This is a genomic window from Pseudomonas sp. PDM13 (genome assembly GCF_025685765.1).
Taxonomy (GTDB): Bacteria; Pseudomonadota; Gammaproteobacteria; order Pseudomonadales; family Pseudomonadaceae; genus Metapseudomonas; species Metapseudomonas solani.
In genome coordinates this window covers 82232-105102 of sequence record NZ_JAOTQU010000013.1, presented here as the reverse complement: position 1 = coordinate 105102, position 22871 = coordinate 82232, and the positions used below count along the sequence as shown (strand labels likewise).

Sequence of the window (22871 nt, the reverse complement as noted above, 5' to 3'; positions counted from 1 at the left end):
AGGGGCCTCGATCCGCCACAGAATCCATCCACCAATAACAAGATGAGGTTCCCGGCATGCTGACCGTGTACAGCGACGACCACCGTCTCCATTTCGGCCAGTCCGAACTGGTGGATGGCAAGCTCCAGCCCTGCTTCGAGATGCCCAGCCGCGCGGACACCGTGCTGGCGCGGGTGCGCCACCAGGCGCTGGGGGAGGTGATCGAGCCCCGTGACTTCGGCCTGGAACCCATCCTGCGGGTGCACGACGCCGCCTACGTGGACTTCCTCAAGGGCGCCTGGGCGCGCTGGGCCGCCGAAGGCCACAGCTGCGACATGCTGCCGAGCACCTTCCCCGCGCGCCGCCTGCGCCGCGACGGCCCCATCCCCACGGCGCTGCACGGCCAGCTCGGCCACTACTGCTTCGACACCGAGGCCCCCATCACCGCCGGCACCTGGCAGGCCGTGTACAGCTCGGCGCAGGTCGCGCTCACCGCCCAGGACCACATGCGCAACGGCGCCAACACCGTCTTCGCCCTGTGCCGCCCGCCGGGCCACCATGCCGGCAGCGACTTCATGGGTGGCTACTGCTTCTTCAACAACGCCGCCATCGCCACCCAGGCCTTCATCGATCAGGGCGCGCGCCGCGTGGCCATCCTCGATGTCGACTACCACCACGGCAACGGCACCCAGGAACTGTTCTACAGCCGCGACGACGTGCTCTTCGCCTCCATCCACGGCGACCCGCTGGTGGAATACCCCTACTACCTGGGCCACGCCGACGAACGCGGCGAAGGCGCTGGCGCCGGCTGCAACCACAACTACCCGCTGCCCCACGGCACCGGCTGGGACGGCTGGGCCGCCGCCCTGGAAGACGCCTGCCGCAAGATCGCCGCCTACGCGCCCGAAGCGCTGGTGATCTCCCTCGGCGTCGACACCTACAAGGACGACCCCATCTCCCAGTTCAAGCTGGACTCGCCCGACTACCTGGCCATGGGCCGGCGCATCGCCGCCCTCGGCCTACCCACGCTCTTCATCATGGAAGGCGGCTACGCGGTTGAGGCCATCGGGGTGAACGCCGTCAACGTGCTGCAAGGCTATGAAGAGGTGGCCCGATGAACGCCCGCCATCTCGTCGCCCTGGCGCTGCTGGGCGCCTCCCTCAACGCCGCCGCCGAGCCGGTGGTGCGCATCTACAACTGGTTCGACTACATCGCCCCGGACACCCTGGAGAACTTCCGCAAGGACAGCGGCATCACCCCCAAGTACGACGTCTACGACAGCAACGAGGTGCTGGAGGCCAAGCTGCTCTCCGGCCACTCCGGCTACGACCTGGTGGTGCCCAGCGACGGCTTCCTGCCCAACTACATGAAGGCCGGCGTGTTCCAGCCCCTGGACAAGAGCAAGCTGCCCAACTGGAAGAACCTCAACCCGGCGCTGCTCAAGGTGCTGGCCGCCAAGGACCCGGGCAACCAGTACGTGATGCCCTACATGTGGGGCACCAACGGCATCGCCTACAACCTCGACAAGGTGCGCGCGGTACTGGGCGAGAACGCGCCGGTGGACTCCTGGGAGCTGATCTTCAACCCCGACAACCTGGCCAAGCTCAAGCAGTGCGGCGTGGCCTTCCTCGACTCGCCCACCGAGGTGATCCCCGAGGTGCTGCACTACCTGGGCCTGCCGCCCAACAGCCGCAACCCCGACGACTACGCCAAGGCCGAGGCACTGCTCACCCGCCTGCGCCCGAGCGTCACCTACTTCAGCTCCTCGAAGTTCGTCAGCGACCTGGCCAACGGCGAAATCTGCGTCGCCCTGGCCTGGTCCGGCGGCGCCATGCAGGCCGCCGCCCGTGCCGAGGAAGCCGGCAACGGGGTGAAGGTGGAATACCGTATTCCCAAGGAAGGCACCGCCGCCTGGTTCGACGTGCTGGCCATCCCCAGGGACGCGCAGAACGTCGAGCAGGCCCATGCCTTCCTCAACTACCTGCTGCGCCCGGAAGTGGTGGCGCCCATCTCCGACCACGTGGCTTACGCCAACCCCAACCAGGCGGCGGACGGCCTCATCTCCGCCACCCTGCGTGACAACCCCAACGTCTACCCGCCGGCGGAGGTGCAGGCCAAGCTGTTCTCGGTGGAGATGCTGCCGCCCAAGCTGGAGCGCATCCGTACCCGCACCTGGACCAAGATCAAGACCGGTACCTGAGGCGCCCGCACTCGCCTCGTAGGATGGCGTAGAGCGAAGCGAAACCCATCGTCACCGAAGGTGATGGGGGCACGGGGAAGGGCCGCACCGCGGCCCTTTCTCATTTGCGATTCCAAAATGAAATGCTATGTTATGTAGCGTTTCGTATATGGATCGATTGCCATGGGTATCGTCAAGATTTCCGATGTACTGCACGAAGAGGCGCGCATCGCCTGCCGCGCCATGTCCCGCTCCATCAACGCCCAGGCCGAGCACTGGATGCGCATCGGCATGCTCGCCGAGGCCCAGCCGGAGCTGACCTACGCCGACATCATCAAGCGCCTGATGGAAGAGGCCCGCGAGCTGGAACTCTCCGCCGCGCCACCGGTGGAGGCCGTGGAGTGAGCAAGGTCACCATCAAGAACGCCGCCGAGGTCGAGCGCATGGTCGTCGCCGGCCGCCTGGCGGCACGGGTGCTGGAGGCGCTGGATGATTTCATCGTCCCCGGCGTCACCACCGCGCAGATCGACGCCTTCGCCGAGCGCTACATAGTCGAAACCCTGCAGGCCATCCCCGGCAGCAAGGGCCAGTACGGCTACCCCTTCACCGTCAACACCTCGGTCAACCAGGTGGTCTGCCACGGCTGGCCCTCGGCGGAGGAGGTGTTGCAGGAGGGCGACATCGTCAACGTCGACGTCACGGTGATCAAGGACGGCTTCTACGGCGACACTAGCAAGATGTACTGCCTCGGCGCCATCAGCGACGACGCCCGGCGCCTGGTGCACACGACCCAGCAGTGCCTCTACGACGCCATCCGCCTGGTTCGCCCCGGCGCCACGCTGGGCGACGTCGGCCACGCCATCCAGAGCCGTGCCGAGGAGGCGGGCTACTCGGTGGTGATCGAGTATTGCGGCCACGGCATCGGCCGGCAGATGCACGAAAGCCCGCAGGTGGTCCACGTCGGCCATCCCGGCACGGGCCTGCGCCTGCAGCCGGGCATGACCTTCACCATCGAACCGATGATCAACCAGGGCCGCCGCAGCGTCCGCACCCTCGCCGACGGCTGGACCGTCATCACCCGCGACGGCAGCCTCTCGGCTCAGTTCGAACACACCATCCTCGTCACCGAAACCGGCTTCCGCGTGCTCACCCTGCGCGAGGAAGAGCGCGACGCCTTCCCGGCGACGCCGTAGCAGACAACCTGTAGCCGGGCTTCAGCCCGGGAGCGCGTTGCGCAAGGGGCTCCCCGTAGGGCGGGTGAAACCCGCGTTGCCTTGGCGCACGGCCCTGTCGGGTTGCACCCGACCTACAAGGTTCAACCCAACCTACGATGCGCGGCGGCCTGTCACTTACCCCCGGCACGCCGCCACGGTTTCCACTTTCACCTCTTCCCGCGCCTTCAGCATCAACCCACCCGCCAGCAGCAGGGCGCCGGCGGCGAGCAGCAGGGCGGGGCGCAGGCCGCCGCTGATGTGGCTGCTCAGGGCTGCCAGCAGCGGGCCGCCGAGCTGGCCCAGGGCGAAGCCGGCGGTGAGCAGGCCGACATTGCGGGCGTGGCCCAGCGGGTCGATCTCCCGGGCCCGTTGCATCACCAGCAGCATGCTGGCGAGGAAGGGCCCACCGCAGAAGATCACCCCCAGGGCCAGCCCGGCCATGCCCGGGAACAGGCAGGCCAGCACACCGAATGCCTGCAACCACAACGCGCCCACCAGCCAGCGGCCGGTGTTGCCGGAACCCGGGCGGCGCAGGCTCACCAGCAGCACGCCGAGGGTGGCGACCAGCCCGAAGGCGGGCCAGAACAGGTCGGCCAGCCACTGGCCGTGGAACTGCGCGGCGGCCATCTGCGAGAGGAAGGTGGCGGGGATGATGTAGCCGATGCCCACCAGCGAGTACGCCACCAGCAGCGGGTAGAAGGCCTTCGGGCGCGGGCCCGCCTGCTGCGGCACGGTATCGGCGCGGGCCTGAGGACGCGGCAGCAGCGGGTGGATGGCTGCGGTCAGCATCAGCGCGGTGACGCCATACAGCAGCCAGGCGCTGGACGAACCCTGGCCCAGCAGGTTGAGCGCCAGGGCCATCAGCCCGGTGGCCAGCACGCCCAGGCTCGGCCCGGTGAAGATCAGCCCGGCCAGGCGTGGTCGACCGGCCTGCACCGCCACCTGGGCGGCCAGGGCGGTGAGCACCACCAGCACCCAGGCGCTGGCCACGCCGGCGGCGAAGCGCAGCGCCACATGGGGCCAGAAGCCGAACGCCCAGGCGGAGGCGAGGGTGATGGCGACGCCGGTCCAGAGCCCGCCGAACAGGCGGCGCCGTGCCTGCTCGGGGGCGGTGGCGCGCAGGGCGTCGAGGGCGCCCACCAGGTAGCCGAGGTAGTTGGCGGCGGCGATCAGCCCGGCGCCGGTGAGGTCGACCTGGCCTTCGGCGATCAGGTGCGGCAACTGCGGAGTAAGCGAGAAGCGCCCCACGCCCATGGCGACGAACAGGGCGAGGATGCTGGCGAGGATGCGGATGATGGGCGACATGGCGGCCTCCGGGGTGACGATGGAAGCCATGCTAGGGTTTTGACTTGTTCAGTTAAAACGAATAATAAAGAACAACTTGTTCAACTAAAGAGAATTCTTGCCATGGAACTCAGCCAGCTGCGCATCTTCCAGGCGGTCGCCGAGGAAGGCTCCATCGCCAAGGCCGCGGTGCGCATGAGCCGCGTGCCGTCGAACCTGTCCACCCGCCTGCGCCAGCTGGAGGAAGCCCTGGGCGTGGACCTGTTCCTCCGCGAACGCCAGCGCCTGCAGCTGTCCGCCGCAGGCAAGGTGCTGCTGGGCTACGCCGAGCGCATGTTCAAGCTGCAGGCCGAGGCGGAGGCGGCACTCAAGGGAGGCGAGCCGGCGGGCGATTTCGTCATCGGTTCCATGTACAGCACCGCTGCCATCCACCTGCCGGGGATGCTGGCGCGCTTCCGCCGGGCCTGGCCGGCGGTCAACCTGCAGGTGCAGACGCTGCCCAGCGGCGAGCTGATCGAGGGTCTGGTCAGCGGCAAGCTGGACGCGGCGCTGGTGGACGGCCCCATGGACTACGCCGAGCTGGACGGCCTGCCGCTGTTCGAGGAAACCCTGGTGCTCATCACCAGCCTCGGCCACGCCCCGGTGGTCTCGGCGGCGGATGTGCTGGGCGAGGCGGTGTACAGCTTCCGCCCGCGCTGTTCCTACCGCAAACGCATCGAAAGCTGGTTCGCCGCCGCGCGGGTGCCCATGGGGCAGATCATGGAGATCGAGTCCTACCACAGCATGCTCGCCTGCGTGGTCGCCGGTGGCGGCGTGGCGCTGATGCCGCTGTCCATGCTGCAGACCCTGCCCGGCCGCGAAGCGGTGGCGGTGCACCACCTGGCCGAACCCTTCGACCACACCACCACCTGGCTGATGTGGCGCAAGGGCATGCTCGGCGCCAACCTCAAGGCCTGGATCGAGGTGATGGGCGTGGCGCCCATGCAACCCGCGTAACCATTGCCTGTAGGGGCGAATTCATTCGCCCAGCGGCGCCAGATCGTGGGAGCGGATTCATCCGCGAAGGGTACGTGCGGCAGCATGGGTTTCGCTTCGCTCGCGGAACGCCGCCCGACCCATCCTACGAAAGTCCGTGCGCACCACGTGGTGATGTTCTGGGCGAAGAAAGTTGGAGCAGCCGCCAACGCCCCTTCCCAGGAGGCCGAGCGAATCGTCGTGGAAGGGGTTGAGCGACATGGATGTCGCGAGAGCCGCGATGGGCCAGGGATGGCCCTTCGCGGCGTGCCCCTGGAACGATGATGGAGCGAGGGAAGTCTGGCTTCAGCCAGACCCGTATGGAGGGGCAAGTTTTTTGGTTCCTTTTCAACGATTGGAAAAGGGACTCGCCCGGGTGGGCGAAACCAGAAGCGTCAACAAAACTCGGCAATCAGCTGGACTCAAATCCTCTAGCAACACTTAACGCAGACAGAGCCAATTCATTCGCTCAGCGCTGCCAGATCGTGGGAGCGGATTCATCCGCGATAAGACTCGACCCTTGCACGAGGCCCGACACCCAGCGTTGGGCCTCGCTGTGCTCGGCGCCAACCTACGGTGAGCGTTACGCCACACTTCCCTGGAAACTCTGCCGCCACGCCGAGGGCGAGACGCCGAAGGCGCGGCCGAAGTGGTGGCGCAGGGAGACGGGGGAGCCGAAGCCGGCGAGGGTGGCGATCTTCTCCACGCTCTGGTCGGTGCTCTCCAGCAGGCGCTGGGTCAGGGCCAGGCGCTCGGCCAGCAGCCAGTCGCCGAGGGTGCTGCCGGTGAGCTGGCGGAAGTGGCGGCTGAAGGTGCGCCGGCTCATCAGCACGCGCTGGGCCAGGCTGTCGAGGCTGTGCTCCTGCTCCAGGTTGCTGCGCACCCAATCCAGCACGCAGGTGAGGCGGTCGTCGCGCGGGCTCGTAGGCAGGGGTTGCTCGATGAACTGCGCCTGGCCGCCCTGGCGGTGGGGCGGCACCACCAGGCGCCGGGCTACGCGGTTGGCAGTCTCGGCGCCGCAGTGCTGGCGCAGCAGGTGCAGGCAGCAGTCGATGCCGGCGGCGGTGCCGGCCGAGGTCAGCAGCTCGCCGTCTTCGAGGTAGAGCACGTCCGGGTCCAGCTGCACCTGCGGGTAGCGCTCGGCGAAGTCGCGGGCCCAGGCCCAGTGGGTGGTGGCGCGGCGGCCATCGAGCAGGCCGGCTTCGGCCAGCACATAGGCGCCCAGGCACAGGCCGACCATCTTCGCGCCGCGCCCGTGGGCGGCGACCAGGGCGTCCAGCAAGGCCTGCGGCGGGCGTTCGTCGGGGCGGCGCCAGCTGGGCACTATCACCGTGTCGGCGCTGGCGATGGCCTCCAGGCCGAGGTCGACGGCGATGGAGAAGCCCGCCGTGGTGCGCAGCGGCCCCGGTTCGGCGGCGCACACGCGCAGGTCGAAGGGCGCCATCTCCGGGCAGGTTTCGCCGAACACCAGGCAGGGCACGGAGAGGTGGAAAGGGATGATGCGGTCGAACGCGACCACGACTATCACGTGTTCCTGCATGGGCGGGGGCTCCTTGGGGTTGGCCCGATATTAGCGGAAGTTGGCAGTCGGGCCACTCACCGGCTGGGGTCGGCAGGGCAAAGAATGCGCACCAACCCACCCACAACAAGGAGCTCCACCATGTCCCAGCCGAAGCGTGCGCTGATCGTCATCGATGTGCAGAACGAATACGTCAGCGGCGATCTGCTGATCGAATACCCGCCCGTGGACCAGTCCCTGGCCAATATCGGCCGGGCGATGGACGCCGCCACTGCCGCCGGCATCCCCGTGGTGCTGGTGCAGCACCTGGCGCCGGAGGATTCGCCGATCTTCGCCCGGGGCAGCCGCGGTGCCGAGCTGCACGCGCAGGTGGCCGACCGTGCCCACGACCATCGGGTGCAGAAGGCCCTGCCCAGCGCCCTGACCGGCACCGACCTGGGCCCCTGGCTGCGCGAGCGCGGCATCGACACCCTGACCATCGTCGGCTACATGACCCAGCACTGCGACGAATCCACCGCCCGCCAGGCCCGCCACGAGGGCTGGAATGTCGAGCTGCTGCACGACGCCACGGGCTCGGTGCCCTTCGCCAATGCGTTCGGCTCGGCCAGTGCCGAGGAGATCCACCGCGTGTTCACCCTGGTCTCCCACACGGGTTTTGCCGCCGTGGCCAGCACCGAGCAGTGGGTCGACGCCGTCGCCACCCGCGAGGCGCTGCAGCCGGACAACCTCTACCTCTCCAACCAGCGTGCGGTGAAGGCGCGCGGCTGACGCAGCGGCAGGCCCGCCCCGGGCGCTCTGGGGCGGGCCTGTTGGCGGGGTGAAATTCTCCCTGAACAAAGGGCGCGGGGCTCGGTCGATGCAATGTTGCCCCTCATACGAAAAGGACCGAGCCATGGGCGAGCCCAACCCCCTGAACGTCGTATTCAGCCTTGCCGCCGGGCTGTTCCTGGTGATCGTCCTGGCGGGCTTCGCCCGTGCCGAGGAACTGCCAACGCCGGACCCGACCCACAAGGTGAAGAACTACAGCAAGGTCCAGGGCTGGGCCGAAGGGCGCACGCCCCAGGCGCCGCCGGGCTTTCGCGTCAACCGCTACGCCGGCGAGCTGAACAACCCGCGCTGGCTGTACGTGACGCCCAATGGCGATGTGCTGGTGGCCGAGGCCAACACCGAGTTGAAGGACGACAAGGCCAAGGAAAAGGCGCGCAAGGACGGCAAGCTGCAATCGCAGAACTACGGCAAGAGCGCCGACCGCATCACCCTGCTGCGGGACACCGACGGCGACGGCGTGGCCGAGCAGCGGGTGATCTTCCTCGACGGCCTCAAGCAGCCCCTGGGCATGCAGGTGGTGGGCGACTGGTTCTACGTGGCCAACACCGATGCGCTGTGGCGCTACCCCTACCAGCCGGGCGACCTGAAGATCCACGGCAAGGGCGAGAAGATCCTCGACCTGCCGGCCGGCGGCTACAACAACCACTGGACGCGCAACCTCCTCGCCAACGCCGACAACTCCAAGCTGTACATCTCGGTGGGCTCGGCCAGCAACCTGGGCGACCACGGCATGCAGGAGGAGGAGCGCCGCGCCAACATCCTCGAGATCAACCCCGACGGCAGCGGCGAGCGCATCTTCGCCAGCGGCCTGCGCAACCCGGTGGGCATGGGCTGGGCGCCGGGCACCCAGCAGCTGTGGACGGTGGTCAACGAGCGCGACAACCTCGGCGAGGACCTGGTGCCGGACTACCTGGCCAAGGTGGAGCAGGGCGCCTTCTACGGTTGGCCCTACGCCTACTTCGGCGCCAACGAAGACCCGCGCCTGGCCGGCAAGCGCCCGGACCTGGTGGCCAAGGCGCGCAAGCCGGAGCTCGGCCTCGGCGCCCATACCGCCTCCCTTGGCCTGGCCTTCTACACCCAGCAGGCCTTCCCCGAGCGCTACCGCGAAGGCGCCTTCATCGGCCAGCACGGCTCGTGGAACCGCAGCGTGCTCTCCGGCTACAAGGTGGTGTTCGTGCCCTTCAAGGATGGCGAGCCGAATGGCGCGCCGCAGGATTTCCTCACCGGTTTCGTCAAGGACGCGGAGAAGGCCGAGGTCTACGGCCGCCCGGTGGGCATCGCGGTGCTGCCCAGCGGCGCGCTGCTGGTGGCGGACGACGCCGGAAACAGCTTGTGGCAGGTTCGCGCCATTCCCTGAGGTGAAATTTGATCCAGGGCATTTTCGCTTTGGCGAGGCGGGGCTACTCTGTACTTGGCAGCGGAATCGTTCCGTTCGTCGAGGGCGGCCAACCTGTCTCGGGCCGCCCGACCAACCTTTTGATCGACTGGAGGGGCCCATGAAAGCTTGGCTGAGCCATATCGCCTGGCAGTTGTCCGTGACCCTTGGGCTGACCGAGCGTCCGCGCCTGCAACCCATCCCCGTTCGCAGCGACGAGCAACGTCGCCTGGCCGAGCAGCGTCGGCGCCGCTAGGGCGCCGGTTCCGCAGCGCCTTGCGCGCTCAGTGGTGCGCCTTGAACCAGGCGCCGATCAGCTCGCGCAGGCGCTCCCCGGAGAAGCTCGGGAAATGCCCGCCATGCACGGTGCGAACCGGAAGGTCGCGCAGCCGTGCGAGGCTCTTCGCGTAGTCATCCAGATTCGAGTGGTAGGCGTCCTCGATCAGCGGCCCGTCATAGACGATATCGCCGCTGAACAGGGTGCCGGTCCGCGCTTCCCACAGGCTGATGCCGCCGGGTGAATGCCCGGGGGTGTGCAGCACCTCGAGCGTCCTGTCCCCCAGGTCCAGCACATCGCCTTCTTCGATCAGCCGCGTGGCCGGCGCCGCCTTGACGCGGTACTCGGCGTAGCACAGCGGGCAGTCCGGGTGGGCCTCGAACATCTCGTCGCCCACGAAGGCCCGGGCCAGGGTGTTGTCGCCGTCCGGCGTGGCGAGGATGTCCGCTTCGGCGGGGTGCACCAGGCGCTCGGGGAACTCGTGGTGCCCGGCGATATGGTCGAAGTGGGTGTGGCTGGCCACCGCCAGCAGCGGCCGCTCGGTGAGCCAGGGCAGCTGCTCGCGCAGGCTTACCAGGCCGGAGCCCGAATCCACCAGCACATCGCGATCGCGGCCCTGCACGTGCCACAGGTTGCAGCGGTAGAAGGGCCTCACATAGGGCTCGCTGATCAGGCTCACGCCGTCATAGAGGTGCTCGACCTCGAACCAGCGGTCTCGGCTGACGATCTTCATCGGGGGCTCCCTTGTTGTCGTTGTGGGGGCAGCATACCTGTCCGTGGTGCGATGTCTTTGGCTGTGTCTGCGTTAAGTGCTGCTGGAGGATTGAGCCCAGCTGATTGCCGAGTTTTGCTGAGGCTTTTGGTTTCGCCCACCCGGGCGAGTCCCTTTTAACAATCGCCTTAAAAGGAACCAAAAGGGCTTGCCCCTCCATACGGGTCTGGCTGAAGCCAGACTTCCCTCGCTCCATCATCGTTCCAGGGGCACGCCGCGAAGGGCCATCCCTGGCCCATCGCGGCTCTCGCGACATCCATGTCGCTCAACCCCTTCCACGACGATTCGCTCGGCCTGCTGGGAAGGGGCGTTGGCGGCTGCTCCAACTTTCTTCGCCCAGACATCACCACGTGGTGCGCACGGACTTTCGTAGGATGGGTAGAGCGGAGCGAAACCCATGCGGTGGAGGTGGCAGAACGTAGCCCGGGCTTCAGCCCGGGGCTCTACGGCAGCCGCTCGGCTTCACGGCGCAAAGGGCGCGGCCTCGGCCACCTCGATGATCAGCGGCCGGTCGCCTGGTGCATTGCGCAGCAGTTCCTGCAGGTGCGCATGGTCGCGGGCCTTCTCCGCCAGGCAGCCGAAGCCGCGGGCGATGGCGATGAAGTCCGGGGTGTAGATGTCCACGCCCAGCGGGGTGATGTCGCGGCGCTCCATGTAGCGCTTGATCTCGCCGTAGCCCTGGTTGTTCCACAGCAGCACGATCACGCCGACCCGCGCTTCCACCGCGCTGGCCAGTTCCGGCAGGGTGAACTGGATGCCGCCGTCGCCCATCAGGCTGATCACCGGGCGGCCCGGTTCGGCCAGCTTGGCGCCGATGGCCGCCGGCAGGCCGTAGCCCAGGGTGCCGTAGCCGGTGGAGGCGTTGAACCAGCGACGCGGGCCGTCCAGCTCCACCAGGTGGTTGCCGCTGTACACGGTCTGGGTCGAGTCGCCGACGAAGCGGGCGTCCGGCAGGGTCTCGAGGATGCAATCGAACAGCTGGCGGTAATGGGCCCAGCCGGAGAAGTCCTCGGCCAGTTGCGCGCGCACCCCGGCGGCGCGCTGGGCGCCCGGGCTGCTGGTGCTGGCCTCGCGCGCCGGCAGTTCGGCGAGCAGCACGCGCATGGCCAGGCGCGCATCGCTGTGGATGGCCAGAGCCGGGGCGTGGTTGCGCACCAGTTGCTGCGGGTCGATGTCGATGCGGATCAGCTCGCCGCCGATGCGGAAATTGCCGTCGAACACCACGTCATAGTCGGTCTCGCCCAGCTCGGTGCCGATGGCCAGCACCACGTCGGCCTCCAGGGCCAGCTGGCGCACCGGGATCAGCGACTGGTTGCTGCCCACCAGCAGCGGGTGGTCGGGCTGCAGCAGGCCCTTGGCATTGATGGTCAGCGCGGTGGGAGCGTCCAGCGCGGTGGCCAGGGCGCGGGCTTCCGCCTGAGCCTCGACGCAGCCGCCACCGAGCAGCAGCAACGGGCGTTTGGCGTTGCGCAGGCGGCTGGCGGCCTCGCGCAACTGGGCCATGGCCGGGGCCGGGCGCGAAAGGGCAGGGCGGGGCTGCACCTGCAGGTGCTCGGCGGGCGCGGTGATGATGTCCAGCGGTAGCTCGATGTGCACCGGGCGCGGGCGCTGGCTGTCGAACACGGCGAAGGCGCGGGCCAGCACGGCCGGCAGCTCCTCGACGTTCATCAGGGTGTGGCTGAAGGCGGCGACACCGGCCACCAGGGCGCACTGGTTGGGCAGCTCGTGCAGGTAGCCGTTGCCCAGCCCCAGGCGCGAGCGTTCGTTGACGCTGGAAATCACCAGCATGGGGATGGAGTCGGCGTAGGCCTGGCCCATGGCGGTGGTGATGTTGGTCATGCCCGGGCCGGTGATGATGAAGCACACGCCCGGCTTGCCGGAGACGCGTGCGTAGCCATCGGCCATGAAGCCGGCGCCCTGTTCGTGGCGCGGGGTGATGTGGCGGATGCCGCTGCCGGGCAGGCCGCGATACAGCTCGACGGTGTGCACGCCGGGGATGCCGAACACGGTGTCGACGCCCCAGGCTTGCAGTTGTTTGACGAGGAATTCACCGCAGGTGGTCATGGCAGGTTCCTTGCTCTTCCGGTCTCGAATAAAACGAATCCCGGCCTGCGGGCGCAGGCCGGAATTCAAGGGTGGCCGTCGGGATGGGCGGCCGTTCACGCAAACTCAGGCCAGGCTGGTGCTGGCCGCCGGGCGACGGGACAGCAGGCTGACCAGCACGAAGCTGACCAGGCCGACGCTCAGGCTGTAGTAGATCGGGGTGTTGGCTTCCAGGCCATCCTTGAACATGAAGGCCAGGGCGGTGATGCAGCCCAGGCTCATGCTGGCGATGGCGCCGGCGGTGGTGGCGCGCTTCCAGTAGATGGCCCCCAGCAGCGGGATGAGCATGCCGCCCACCAGCAGGTTGTAGGCCAGGGTCAGGGCGCCGAGCACGTCGTTGACGATCAGCGCGATGACCAGCACGGCCACGCCGGTGAGCAGGGTCAGCAGGCGGGTCAGGGGCAGGCTCGACGGCTTGCCGTTGCGCAGGCGCGGCAGCAGGTCTTCGGTGATGGTGGTGGAGGCGGCGAGCAGGCCGGCGCTGGCGGTGGACATCATCGCCGCCAGGGCGGCGGCGATCACCAGGCCACGGATGCCGTCCGGCAGGGCCGACTGGACGATGGCGGCGAAGGCGTTGTTGGCGTTTTCCAGGTCCGGCAGCAGCACCTTGGCGCACATGCCGATGAGCGCACCCACCAGGCCGTAGAGCACGCAGTAGATACCGGCGACGCTGCCGGCGTACTTGGCCACGCCCTCGCTGCGCGCGGTGAACACGCGCTGCCAGATGTCCTGGCCGATGAGGATGCCGAAGAAGTAGATCAGGAAGTAGGTGATGATCGTGTCGTAGCCGATGGTGGTGAAGTTGAACGCGGTGGCCGGCAGCTTGGCCACCAGCTCGTCCCAGCCGCCCACGCGGTACAGGCAGATCGGCAGCAGCACGAACATCAGGCCCACGGTCTTGATGATGAACTGCACGATGTCGGTCAGGGTCAGCGACCACATGCCGCCCACGGTGGAGTACACCACCACCACGCCGCCGCCGAGCAGCACCGAGACCCAGAACGGCAGGCCGAACAGCACTTCCATCACCGTGCCGATGGCCAGGGTGGAGACCACGCCGATCATCAGCGCGTAGGCGAACATGATCACCGCGCTGGCCTGGCGCGCCATGGGCGTGTAGCGGCGCTCGAGGATCTGCGTGACGGTAAAGATGCGCAGCTTCAGCAGCGGCTTTGCGAGGAACAGGTTGAGCACGATGATGCCCGCGCCCAGTGCGGCGCAGAGCCAGAAGCCGGAGATGCCATGGACGTAGCCCAGGCGCACGGTGCCGACGGTGGAGGCACCGCCGAGCACGGTGGCGGCCATGGTGCCCATGTAGAAGGCCGGGCCGAGGTTGCGCCCGGCCACCAGGAACTCCTCATGGTTCTTGGCGCGGCGCATGCCGAACCAGCCCAGCAGGAGCATGCCGGCGGCGTAGATGAGTACGACGAAGATATCCAAGGCCATTGTTCAGCTCTCTCTTTCTCATTGTTGTAGTTCAGGCGGGTCAGGCCTGGCGTAGCATGTGGCGGGTGCAGCACCGGGGCGGTAGCCCCGGGTTGGACGGGTCACCGGCGGCCGGGCTCCGGCCACCGCTGCACGGGATGCGGATCAGGCGATTTCAGCGTTGCCCAGGCCGCTGGGTGCGTGCTTTACGCGTACCCAGCGCGGGCCCTTTGGGCCGTACACCTCGGCGGGCTCGGGGAACAGGTTGAGCAGCGCCAGGTAGAGCAGGGCGGCCATGCCCAGGGTCACCGGCAGGCTGATGTCGATGCCGCCGGCCAGCTCGCCCAGCGGGCCGACGAACTGCCCCGGCAGGTTGACGAAGCACAGGCCCACCAGCGCGCTGGGAACCCAGGCCCCCATGCCGCGCCAGTTCCAGCCGTTGTGGAACCAGTAGCGGCCGCCGGTCTCGCCGCGGGTGAACACCTGCAGGTCGTCCGGGCAGTAGAAGCCACGGCGGATCACCAGGCCGAGGATCATGATCACCATCCAGGGGCTGGTGCAGGTGATGATCAGCACGGCGAAGGTGGACACGCTCTGCACCAGGTTGAAGGCGAAGCGGCCGATGAAGATGAAGGCGATGGACATCAGCCCGATCATCACCGTGGCCTGCACGCGGTTGAGCAGGCGCGGGAACACCGAGGACATGTCCAGGCCGGTGCCATAGAGCGAAGTGGTGCCGGTGGACATGCCGCCGATCACTGCGATCAGGCACACCGGCAGGAAGAACCAGGCCGGCGAGACGGCCAGCAGGCCACCGACGTAGTTGTTCTGCGCGATGTAGTCCGGCGCCTGCACGGCGACGATGGTGGCGGTCACCAGGCCGAAGAAGAAGGGGATCAGGGTCGCCAGCTGCGCACCGATCACCGCCAGCATGATGCGGCCCTTGCTCGCCTCGCGGGGGATGTAGCGCGCCCAGTCACCGAGGAAGGCGCCGAAGGACACCGGGTTGCTCATGGCCAGCAGGGCGGCGCCGATGAAGGCGGCCAAGAAGCCCTCGCTGCCCACCTGCACCGAGCCCGCGTAGCTGGCGTCGAAGGGGCCGGCGAAGGCGAAGATGCCCAGCAGGAACAGCGCGCTGGCGCTCCACACCGCCACCTTGTTGACCCACAGCAGGAAGCGGAAGCCGTAGATGCACACCGTCAGCACCAGCACCGCGAACAGGCCGTAGGCCAGGCCCAGGGTCAGGTCGGTTTCCGGCAGACCCATCAGGCGCTTGGCACCGCCGATCAGCGCGTCGCCCGAGCTCCACACCGAGAGGGAGAAGAAGGCGATGGCGGTAAGCAGCGAGAGGAAGGAACCGACGATCCGCCCGTGCACGCCGAAGTGGGCGCCCGAGGAGACCGCGTTGTTGGTGCCGTTGAGCGGGCCGAACAGGCCCATCGGCGCGAGGATCAGCGAGCCCACCACCACGCCCAGGAGGATGGCCCACACGCCCGCCTCGAAAGACAGGCCGAACAGCACCGGGAAGCTGCCCAGCACGGCGGTGGCGAAGGTGTTGGCGCCGCCGAAGATCATGCGGAACAGGTCGACTGGCTTGGCGTTGCGTTCGTGATCGGGGATCTGCTCGACACCGAATGTCTCGATTCGGGTCAGGCTTTGCTCATTATTGTTGTTATGCATCGTTGTTCTCCCGGGGGAGCCTCATCAGGTTTGGGGCAGGTGCTCCGGCATTGCCGACAAGTGCTCGTGACAGGCCAGCCAACGGCCCTGTTCTTGTTGTTGGCGGAAGACGATGGTCTCCCGTTCCAGGCTCGTGATCGCTTCACCGCCCACACGCAGGCGGGTGACCACGTCGTGCATGAAGATCGCCACCTCGCCCTGCAGGCTCAGCAGCGGATTGCGCGATTCGCAGCCCAGCACGCGAAAACCCTCGCGCTGCCAGGCGTCCCAGAGTTCGCGGTAGGCCGCGCGGCCCTGCAGCACACCGGGGGTGGTGTGGAACAGGAAGCTGGCGTCTTCGCTGAAGGCAGCGAAATAGGCCTCGGTGTCGTTGCGGGCGAAGGCGGCCACCAGTTCCCTGGCGGCCTCCATGACCTGGGCGTGGCGGTCCATGCTCAACGGTGCTCCACGCCGGGGAGGATGCAGAGCATCTCGTACAGCAGGTTGGCGCCCAGCAGCGAGGTGTTGCCGGTGGTGTCGTAGGGCGGGGAGACCTCGACCAGGTCGCAGCCGATGATGTCCAGGCCCTGGCAGCCACGGATGATCTCGATCGCCTGGATGGTGGTCAGGCCGCCGATTTCCGGGGTGCCGGTGCCGGGCGCCCAGGCCGGGTCGATGCCGTCGATGTCGAACGACAGGTACACCGGGCCGCCGCCGACCTTCTCGCGTACTTCGGCCATCAGCGGGGCCAGCGACTTGTGCCAGCACTCCTCGGCCTGGACCACGCGGAAGCCCTGCTTGCGGCTCCAGTTGAAGTCCTCGGCGGTGTAGCCCTGGGCGCGCAGGCCGATCTGCACCACGCGGTCGCAATCCAGCAGGTCCTCTTCCACCGCGCGGCGGAAGGTGGTGCCGTGGGCGATCTTCTCGCCGAACATGTGGTCGTTGACGTCGGCGTGGGCATCGATGTGCACCAGGCCTACCTTGCCGTGCTTCTTCTTGATGGCACGGAGGATGGGTAGGGTGATGGTGTGGTCGCCGCCCAGGGTCAGCGGCAGGATGCCGTGGCCGAGGATGCGGTCGTACTCCTCCTCGATGATGCGCACGGCGTCGAGCAGGTTGAAGGTGTTGATGGCGACGTCGCCGATGTCGGCCACGTTCAGCGAATCGAAGGGCGCGGCGCCGGTGGCCATGTTGTAGGGGCGGATCATCACCGATTCGGCGCGGATCTCGCGGGGGCCGAAGCGGGTGCCGGAGCGCAGGGAGGTGCCGATGTCCAGGGGCACGCCGACGAAGGCGGCGTCCAGGGCGTCGAGCTCGGCAGGGGTCTGGATATGGGGCAGGCGAAGCATGGTGGCGATGCCGCCGAAACGGGGCATTTCATTGCCGCCCAGGGGCTGGTGGAGTTTCTTGTCCACGGGGTGGCCTCACGTTTGTTGTGGTTGTCGTGGGCCGATTCTGGTGACCTGGCGACGCGGGAAGAATCCCCACGGGCAAATAATCACTTCAGGTATTTCTAAACTATCCGCAGCGGGTAGACTGCGCCGATCTGTCGCAGCTGGAAGCTCCCTGTAGGGGCGAATTCATTCGCCAAGGGTCGCGAAGCGGCCCCAGTCGGGGCTTGTGGAGGGCAGGCCGGTGGCCTGCATGGCGAATGAATTCGCCCCTACAGATTTGTGCTGCCTTTCGAATCCCATGGAGTTTCCATGTCCAACGCCCTCCCCGATATCAAGCTCCTGCGCATCTTCGCCACCGTGGTGCGCAACCAGGGCTTCGCCGCTGCGCAGCAGGAGCTGAACCTCTCCACCTCGGCCATCAGCACCTACATGAGCCAGCTGGAAGGGCACCTGGGGCTGACCCTCTGCCACCGCGGCCGGGGCGGCTTCAGCCTGACCAGCAAGGGCGAGCTGTTCTACCAGGAGACCCTGCGCCTGCTGGGCGAGCTGGAGGGCTTCGAGCGCTATTCCGCCTCCCTCAAGGGCGAGCTGCGCGGCACCCTCAACCTGGGTGTGCTCGACTCCACCGTCAGCGACCCGGCCCTGCCCCTGGCCGAAGTCATCGGTGCCTACAGCCAGGAACACGCCGCCGTGCACCTGCACCTCTCGGTGATGAGCCCCTACGACCTGCAACTGGGCGTGCTCGACAACCGCCTGGACCTGGCCATCGGCGCCTTCTCCACGCGGATGAACGGCCTGGTCTACCAGCCGCTGTACCGCGAGCAGCACTGGCTCTACTGCAGCGACCGCCACCCGCTGTTCACCGAGCGGCGCATCCCCGCCGAGGTGATCACCCAGCAGCGCATGGTCGGGCGCGGCTACTGGAGCCAGGCGGAGCTGGCGCGCCACGGCTTCAAGCACAGCGCGGCGACGGTGGAGTCCATGGAGGCGCAGCTGATCCTGGTGCTCTCCGGCGCCTACATCGGCTACCTGCCCGAACACTACGCCCAGCCCTGGGCCGACCAGCAGCGCCTGCGTGCGTTGCTGCCCGCCACCTTCGGCTACCAGGCGCCGTTCTCCATGATCCTGCGCCGGGGCCGCGCCCGCGAGCCGCTGATCGTCACCTTCCGCGACCTCCTGCGGGCCCAGTTGAACCTGCACTGAGCTGCCGCTTCGCTGGCGTTTCCCTGACGCATGGGAGGTGTTCCAGCCCTTGATGCCAAAATAATGGCTGACGCCTCTGGCGGCCTCGCAACCCTGTGCTAGACCTAATTTCTGTGGGTCAGGAAGTACACACGTACCAATCACCAGGGATTTGCGTATGCGCCAGAATCTACCCGTCACCCAGCGTGAAAGAACCTTCCCGGCCAACGAACGCCTGATCTCCACCACCGATCTCAGTAGCAAGATCACCTACTGCAACGACGCCTTCGTCGAGATCAGCGGCTTCTCCCGCGAGGAGCTGATCGGCCAGCCCCACAACCTGGTGCGCCACCCCGACATGCCGCCCGTGGTCTTCGGCCACATGTGGGACACCCTCAAGCAGGGCAAACCCTGGATGGGCCTGGTGAAGAACCGCTCGAAGAACGGTGATTTCTACTGGGTCAGCGCCTACGTCACGCCCATCTACGAGAACGGCCAGATGGCCGGCTACGAATCCGTACGCTCGCTGCCCACCCGCGAACAGGTGCAGCGCGCCGACGCCCTCTATGCGCGCCTGCGGGCCGGCAAGTCACCGGTGCCCTGGGTCGAGTCCTGGACCTACGACATCGTCCGTTCCTGGCCGGTGATCCTCGCCACCCTGATCATCCTCTGCGGCCACTTCCTCATCAGCGGCCCAGCGCTTATCGGGCTGATGCTGGTGACCATGTTCGCCCTCGGCTCCTACCAGCTCTACAGCAAGCGGCAGACCATCCGCCGCACCCTGGCCGAGCACCCCAAGGCCTTCACCAGCGGGCTGGTGTCGCTCACCTATTCCAGCAGCAAGGGCGCCCAGGCGCTGCTCGACATGGCCATGATCAGCGAGGAGGCGCGCCTGCAGACGGCGCTCACGCGGCTGGAAGACGCCGGCGTCAACGTCAAGCTGCGTGCCTCGGATTCCTCCCGGCTGTCGCGCTCCAGCGCCGAGCTGCTGGAGCAGCAGCGCAGCGAGACGGACCAGTCCGCCACCGCCATCAACCAGATGACGGCGACCATCCAGGAGGTCTCGCACAATGTGCAGAACACCGCCCATGCGGCCGAGGAAGCCGACCGCCTGGCGCAGCAGGGGCGCGGCCTGGCCGGGGAAAGCCTGAGCGCCATGCAGCACATGGCCAGCGCGGTGAGCGAGATCGGCCAGGCGGTGAACGAGCTGGCCAACTCCACCCAATCCATCGGCAGCGTCGCCGACGTCATCACCTCCATCGCCGAGCAGACCAACCTGCTGGCGCTCAACGCCGCCATCGAGGCGGCCCGGGCCGGTGAGCAGGGCCGGGGCTTCGCGGTGGTGGCCGACGAGGTGCGCTCGCTGGCCTCGCGCACCCGCCAGTCCACCGAGCAGATCCACCAGATCATCGCCTCCCTGCGCTCCGGCGCCGACCGCGCGGTGGCCACCGCCAGCCGGGGCGAAGAGATTTCCCGCGACAGCGTCGGCAGTGTCGAAGCCGTGGGCAAGGCCCTGGACGGCATCAGCCAGGCGGTGACCCGCATCACCGGCATGAGCCAGCAGATGGCTGCCGCCTCCGAACAGCAAAGCCACGTGGCCGAAGACATCAGCCGGCAGATCACCCGCATCGCCCAGCTCTCCGACCACAGCGCCGGCCAGGCCCAGGAAGGCGCGCAGATCAGCCAGGACCTCGAGCACATGGCCGAGTACCTGCACAGCCTGGCGGAACGCTTCAACCGCTAGCGACCGAGCATGGGCGGCGGAGCCTCGCGGGAGGGTGCGGCTCCAGGGGCAGGGATGCCCCACTTTCCCGCTACGCTCCCAGGCGCTTCCGCAGCGTTGTCACCTCGTAGGAGCGAGCTCTGCTCGCGAAGGTCGAGCCCATCCGCCGCCCTCGTGGGCGCGAATTCATTCGCGAAAATGCCCCGCGCCGCGCCCAGGTTCCATGGCAAAATCCCCGCCCATGTCCCGCCCTCAATGCCCCCGCTGCCAACGCCCCGCCAGCCATTGCCTGTGCCCGCTGATCCCCAGCCTGCCCAGCCGTACCCGCGTGCTCGTCCTGCAGCACCCGAGCGAGGTGGGGCATGCGCTGAACACCGCACGGCTGGCGGCGCTGGGTCTGGAGAATGCCGAGCTGCGAGTGGGCGAGCACTTCCCTGAGCTTGCGGCCGAGCTGGCCGACCCGCGCCATGACGCGCGGCTGCTGTTCCCGGGGGACGAGGCCGTGTCGCTGGCGGAAGTGGACGGCACCGCTGGGCGCCCCGTGCTGCTGGTGGTGCCGGACGGCACCTGGCGCAAGGCGCGCAAGCTGTTGCACCTCAACCCTGCGCTGGCGGCCTTGCCCCGGGTCACGCTGCCGGCCGGCGGCGTCTCCCGCTACCGCCTGCGCAAGGCCCCGGCGCCGGGGGCGCTGTCCACCCTCGAGGCCATCGCCCAGGCGCTGGACCTGCTGGAAGCACCGGCCAGCTTCGATGCCTTGCTCAAGCCCTTCGACGCACTGATCGAAGGCCAGATCGCCGCCATGGGCGAGGAGACCTTCCAGCGCAACCACGGCCAGCCTCAGGCCGCTTCCCCCGTGCGGGAGAAGCCGTAGGCGCGCTCCACCCGGGCGATGCGCACCTCGAAGGCGCTGTACCAATCCGCCCGGCCCCGGGCACGCGCCAGGCTGTGCTCGCCCTGGCGCTTCCAGGCGTGGATCGCCGCCTCGCTCTCCCAGTAGGACACCGTGATGCCTAGCCCGTCCGCCCCGCGCGCCGACTCCACGCCGAGGAAGCCCGGCTGCTCGCGCGCCAGTTCCACCATGCGCTCGGCCGTGTCGCCGTAGCCGTCGTCCGTGGCGGTGCGCAGCGAGGTGAAGATCACCGCGTAGTAGGGTGCCGCCGGCGTCTGGGCGAACGCCTGCCCGTCGCCGCCGCTCATTGGGCGCAGGCCGCGACGAAGGCCGCCACCAGCGCGGGCAGGCGACCGGCGAGGGCGGCACGTTCCGGCTGGAACAGCGTGGCGACGAAGAAGGGATGGCCCTCCAGCTCTACGGCACGCACCTCGCCGCTGGCATCCCGCGCGCTGGCTTTCAGCGGTCCGCCCAGCAGCGCCGTGGCGAACTGCGGGTTGAGCCCGTAGCGGCAGTGGTAGCCCTCGAAGGCCAGCTCCGCACCATAGGCCCGGGCGATGCGCGAGCCGGGTTCCAGGCGCACCGAATCGATGGCCTCCACCAGCGAGCAGGCCAGCGGCGCGATCACCTGGCGGGCGGCGTCGGGTGCGCTCTCGCCGTGCTCGGCATCGGCCCAGCCCAGCACGTTGCGCGCGTACTCCAGCAACGCATGCTGGAAGCCGCCGCAGGTGCCGAGGAAGGGCACGCCATTGATCCGCGCATGGCCGATGGCGCGCAGCGCTGCTTCGGTGTCGCGGTAAGGGCTGCCCGGCACGCACCAGATGCCGTCGAAGCGGGCGAGGGCGCCCGCGTCGATGCGGTCGGTGGCCAGCCACTGGTGGGCCAGGCCGATATCCAGCGCCGATGCGGCCAGCGACAGCGCTTCGGGAATGGCCTGGTGGGCGGTGATCGAAAGGTCCTGGTCGCCGATCAGGGCGAGGCGGATGCGGGAAGTGCGAGGGCGGGCCATGTCCGTTCCTTGTCTGCGGCGCGATATGCGCGGTGGCAGGCGGACTATATAGTTGCGCTTCGGCACTCAATATTGGCGAAAACACAATTGATCATTGCAGCTGCGCACTATCGCCTGGAGCACGGCGACCTGGCCCTGGTGCTCGCCCTGGTCCGGGGCGGCAGCCTGGCGCGCGCCGCCGAACTGCTCAAGGTGGATGTCTCCACGGTATTCCGCGCGGTGCGCAAGCTGGAGAAGGCCCTGGGCGAGGAACTGTTCGAGAAGAGCCGCGCCGGCTACCTGCCCGGCAGCACCGCGCTGCTCCTGGCCCAGCAGGCGGAGCAGGCCGAGCAGGCCCTGGAGGTGGCGAGGGTGGCCCTGGAGCAAGGCCGCGAGGTGCTCAACGGCACGGTGCGCCTGACCTGCACCGACTCGGTGTTGCACGGCCTGCTGCTGCCGGCCCTGGCGCGCTTCATGCCCAACTACCCGGCGCTGCGCCTGGAGCTGGCCACCTCCAACGACTTCGCCAACCTCAGCCGCCGCGACGCCGACATCGCCCTGCGCCTGACCAACGCGCCGCCGCAGCACCTGGTCGGCCGCTGCCTGGGCCAGGTCGCCTACGGCCTGTGCGCCAGCCCGGCCTACCTGCAAGGGCGCGACACCAGCGACCTGGCCGCCATGGCCTGGATCGCCCCGGACGAATTCCTGCCCAACCACCCCAGCGTGGTCTGGCGCCGCCAGCGCTACCCGGCGCTGGTGCCGGCCTACCGCTGCAACAGCATGCTCTCGGTCGCCGAAATGGCCCGTGCCGGGCTCGGCGTGGCGGCCCTGCCGCGTTTCCTCATCGGCGACGGGCTGCAGGCGCTGGAGGGCGAGCTGCCCGATTGCGACACCGCCCTGTGGCTGCTGACCCGCCCGGACTGCCGCGCCCTGCGCTCGGTGGTGACGCTGTTCGACGAGCTGGGCGGCGCCATCCGCCTCGGCGTTTGAAGCGGCTAAGTCACTTAGCGCTGAAAGTAATTAATAAATGAAAATTGAGTATTTATAGGTATAAAAAGCCCGGTGAT

Annotated in this window: 22 protein-coding genes and 1 pseudogene; 13 read left to right on the top strand and 10 right to left on the bottom strand. The window is 68.1% G+C overall.

Annotation, left to right across the window (positions count from 1 at the left end):
• Window positions 1-56 precede the first annotated feature (56 nt).
• The 4 genes from OEJ36_RS15325 to map all read left to right on the top strand — a co-directional run bounded on the left by OEJ36_RS15325 (window position 57) and on the right by map (window position 3351).
• Complete coding sequence (locus OEJ36_RS15325; RefSeq protein WP_263402213.1) at window positions 57-1097, top strand: histone deacetylase family protein; 1041 nt, start codon at window positions 57-59, stop codon at window positions 1095-1097.
• Window positions 1094-2179 carry an extracellular solute-binding protein gene (locus OEJ36_RS15320; RefSeq protein ID WP_184488987.1) on the top strand — a complete coding sequence of 362 codons (1086 nt, stop codon included), beginning with the start codon at window positions 1094-1096 and terminating at the stop codon, window positions 2177-2179. Before OEJ36_RS15325 ends, OEJ36_RS15320 begins: the two co-directional genes overlap by 4 nt.
• A 162-nt stretch (window positions 2180-2341) precedes the next feature.
• The gene (locus OEJ36_RS15315; protein ID WP_021221539.1) at window positions 2342-2563 is read left to right on the top strand and encodes a ParD-like family protein; all 222 of its coding nucleotides are present in this window, start codon (window positions 2342-2344) and stop codon (window positions 2561-2563) included.
• Window positions 2560-3351 carry a type I methionyl aminopeptidase gene (gene map, locus OEJ36_RS15310; RefSeq protein ID WP_263402212.1) on the top strand — a complete coding sequence of 264 codons (792 nt, stop codon included), beginning with the start codon at window positions 2560-2562 and terminating at the stop codon, window positions 3349-3351. The genes OEJ36_RS15315 and map overlap by 4 nt, the downstream gene beginning before the upstream one ends.
• 156 nt (window positions 3352-3507) lie before the next feature.
• Here the strand turns inward: map and OEJ36_RS15305 are convergent, their stop codons facing one another.
• Window positions 3508-4677 (bottom strand): MFS transporter, encoded by a 1170-nt coding sequence (locus OEJ36_RS15305; protein WP_263402211.1) that lies wholly within the window; start codon window positions 4675-4677, stop codon window positions 3508-3510.
• Between the two features lie 102 nt (window positions 4678-4779).
• On the opposite strand from OEJ36_RS15305, the gene ptrR reads away from it, so the two are divergent.
• Complete coding sequence (gene ptrR, locus OEJ36_RS15300) at window positions 4780-5652, top strand: putrescine utilization regulator PtrR (protein ID WP_263402210.1); 873 nt, start codon at window positions 4780-4782, stop codon at window positions 5650-5652.
• Window positions 5653-6253: 601 nt separating this feature from the next.
• On the opposite strand, the gene OEJ36_RS15295 is transcribed toward ptrR, so the two are convergent.
• Entirely contained in the window at window positions 6254-7210 is a 957-nt protein-coding gene (locus OEJ36_RS15295) for a helix-turn-helix domain-containing protein (RefSeq protein WP_263402209.1), read from the bottom strand.
• A gap of 120 nt (window positions 7211-7330) precedes the next feature.
• On the opposite strand from OEJ36_RS15295, the gene OEJ36_RS15290 reads away from it, so the two are divergent.
• The 3 genes from OEJ36_RS15290 to OEJ36_RS15280 all read left to right on the top strand — a co-directional run bounded on the left by OEJ36_RS15290 (window position 7331) and on the right by OEJ36_RS15280 (window position 9648).
• Window positions 7331-7957: a cysteine hydrolase family protein gene (locus OEJ36_RS15290; protein ID WP_263402208.1), complete on the top strand. Its 627-nt coding sequence runs from the start codon at window positions 7331-7333 to the stop codon at window positions 7955-7957.
• Between the two features lie 124 nt (window positions 7958-8081).
• Window positions 8082-9374: a PQQ-dependent sugar dehydrogenase gene (locus tag OEJ36_RS15285; protein ID WP_263402207.1), complete on the top strand. Its 1293-nt coding sequence runs from the start codon at window positions 8082-8084 to the stop codon at window positions 9372-9374.
• A 139-nt stretch (window positions 9375-9513) separates the two neighbouring features.
• A complete protein-coding gene (locus OEJ36_RS15280; RefSeq protein WP_021222823.1) occupies window positions 9514-9648 on the top strand; it encodes a PA1414 family protein in 135 nt (44 codons plus the stop codon).
• A gap of 28 nt (window positions 9649-9676) precedes the next feature.
• On the opposite strand, the gene OEJ36_RS15275 is transcribed toward OEJ36_RS15280, so the two are convergent.
• The 6 genes from OEJ36_RS15275 to speB form a co-directional block, all read right to left on the bottom strand.
• Window positions 9677-10402, bottom strand: a complete 726-nt coding sequence (locus tag OEJ36_RS15275; protein WP_263402206.1) for an MBL fold metallo-hydrolase — start codon at window positions 10400-10402, stop codon at window positions 9677-9679.
• A 501-nt stretch (window positions 10403-10903) separates the two neighbouring features.
• Window positions 10904-12505, bottom strand: coding sequence for a 5-guanidino-2-oxopentanoate decarboxylase (locus tag OEJ36_RS15270; RefSeq protein WP_263402205.1), 1602 nt, complete (start codon window positions 12503-12505; stop codon window positions 10904-10906).
• A 105-nt stretch (window positions 12506-12610) separates the two neighbouring features.
• A complete protein-coding gene (locus OEJ36_RS15265; protein WP_263402204.1) occupies window positions 12611-13990 on the bottom strand; it encodes a sodium:solute symporter in 1380 nt (459 codons plus the stop codon).
• 144 nt (window positions 13991-14134) lie between these two features.
• Window positions 14135-15649, bottom strand: a complete 1515-nt coding sequence (locus OEJ36_RS15260; RefSeq protein WP_263402203.1) for a purine-cytosine permease family protein — start codon at window positions 15647-15649, stop codon at window positions 14135-14137.
• A gap of 24 nt (window positions 15650-15673) precedes the next feature.
• The gene (locus OEJ36_RS15255) at window positions 15674-16081 is read right to left on the bottom strand and encodes a YybH family protein (protein WP_111263542.1); all 408 of its coding nucleotides are present in this window, start codon (window positions 16079-16081) and stop codon (window positions 15674-15676) included.
• Between the two features lie 2 nt (window positions 16082-16083).
• Complete coding sequence (gene speB / locus OEJ36_RS15250; protein WP_021222817.1) at window positions 16084-17043, bottom strand: agmatinase; 960 nt, start codon at window positions 17041-17043, stop codon at window positions 16084-16086.
• A gap of 288 nt (window positions 17044-17331) precedes the next feature.
• Between speB and OEJ36_RS15245 the strand changes: the two genes are divergently transcribed.
• The 4 genes and pseudogenes from OEJ36_RS15245 to OEJ36_RS15235 all read left to right on the top strand — a co-directional run bounded on the left by OEJ36_RS15245 (window position 17332) and on the right by OEJ36_RS15235 (window position 20798).
• Window positions 17332-18225, top strand: a complete 894-nt coding sequence (locus tag OEJ36_RS15245) for a LysR family transcriptional regulator (protein ID WP_263402202.1) — start codon at window positions 17332-17334, stop codon at window positions 18223-18225.
• Window positions 18226-18382: 157 nt separating this feature from the next.
• Window positions 18383-18676 (top strand): annotated as a pseudogene (locus OEJ36_RS30665) (PAS domain-containing protein); the annotation flags it as partial.
• 240 nt (window positions 18677-18916) lie between these two features.
• Window positions 18917-19948 (top strand): methyl-accepting chemotaxis protein, encoded by a 1032-nt coding sequence (locus OEJ36_RS15240; RefSeq protein ID WP_411861015.1) that lies wholly within the window; start codon window positions 18917-18919, stop codon window positions 19946-19948.
• A 220-nt stretch (window positions 19949-20168) separates the two neighbouring features.
• A complete protein-coding gene (locus OEJ36_RS15235) occupies window positions 20169-20798 on the top strand; it encodes a tRNA-uridine aminocarboxypropyltransferase (RefSeq protein WP_263402200.1) in 630 nt (209 codons plus the stop codon).
• Here OEJ36_RS15235 and OEJ36_RS15230 read toward each other — a convergent pair.
• Both OEJ36_RS15230 and OEJ36_RS15225 read right to left on the bottom strand, forming a co-directional pair.
• Window positions 20765-21124: an antibiotic biosynthesis monooxygenase family protein gene (locus tag OEJ36_RS15230; RefSeq protein ID WP_263402199.1), complete on the bottom strand. Its 360-nt coding sequence runs from the start codon at window positions 21122-21124 to the stop codon at window positions 20765-20767. The genes OEJ36_RS15235 and OEJ36_RS15230 overlap by 34 nt on opposite strands.
• Window positions 21121-21825, bottom strand: coding sequence for a CTP synthase (locus OEJ36_RS15225; protein ID WP_263402198.1), 705 nt, complete (start codon window positions 21823-21825; stop codon window positions 21121-21123). The genes OEJ36_RS15230 and OEJ36_RS15225 overlap by 4 nt, the downstream gene beginning before the upstream one ends.
• A gap of 87 nt (window positions 21826-21912) precedes the next feature.
• Here OEJ36_RS15225 and OEJ36_RS15220 point away from each other — a divergent pair, with 87 nt between their 5' ends.
• Window positions 21913-22794 (top strand): LysR substrate-binding domain-containing protein, encoded by an 882-nt coding sequence (locus OEJ36_RS15220; protein WP_263402197.1) that lies wholly within the window; start codon window positions 21913-21915, stop codon window positions 22792-22794.
• Window positions 22795-22871 lie beyond the last annotated feature (77 nt).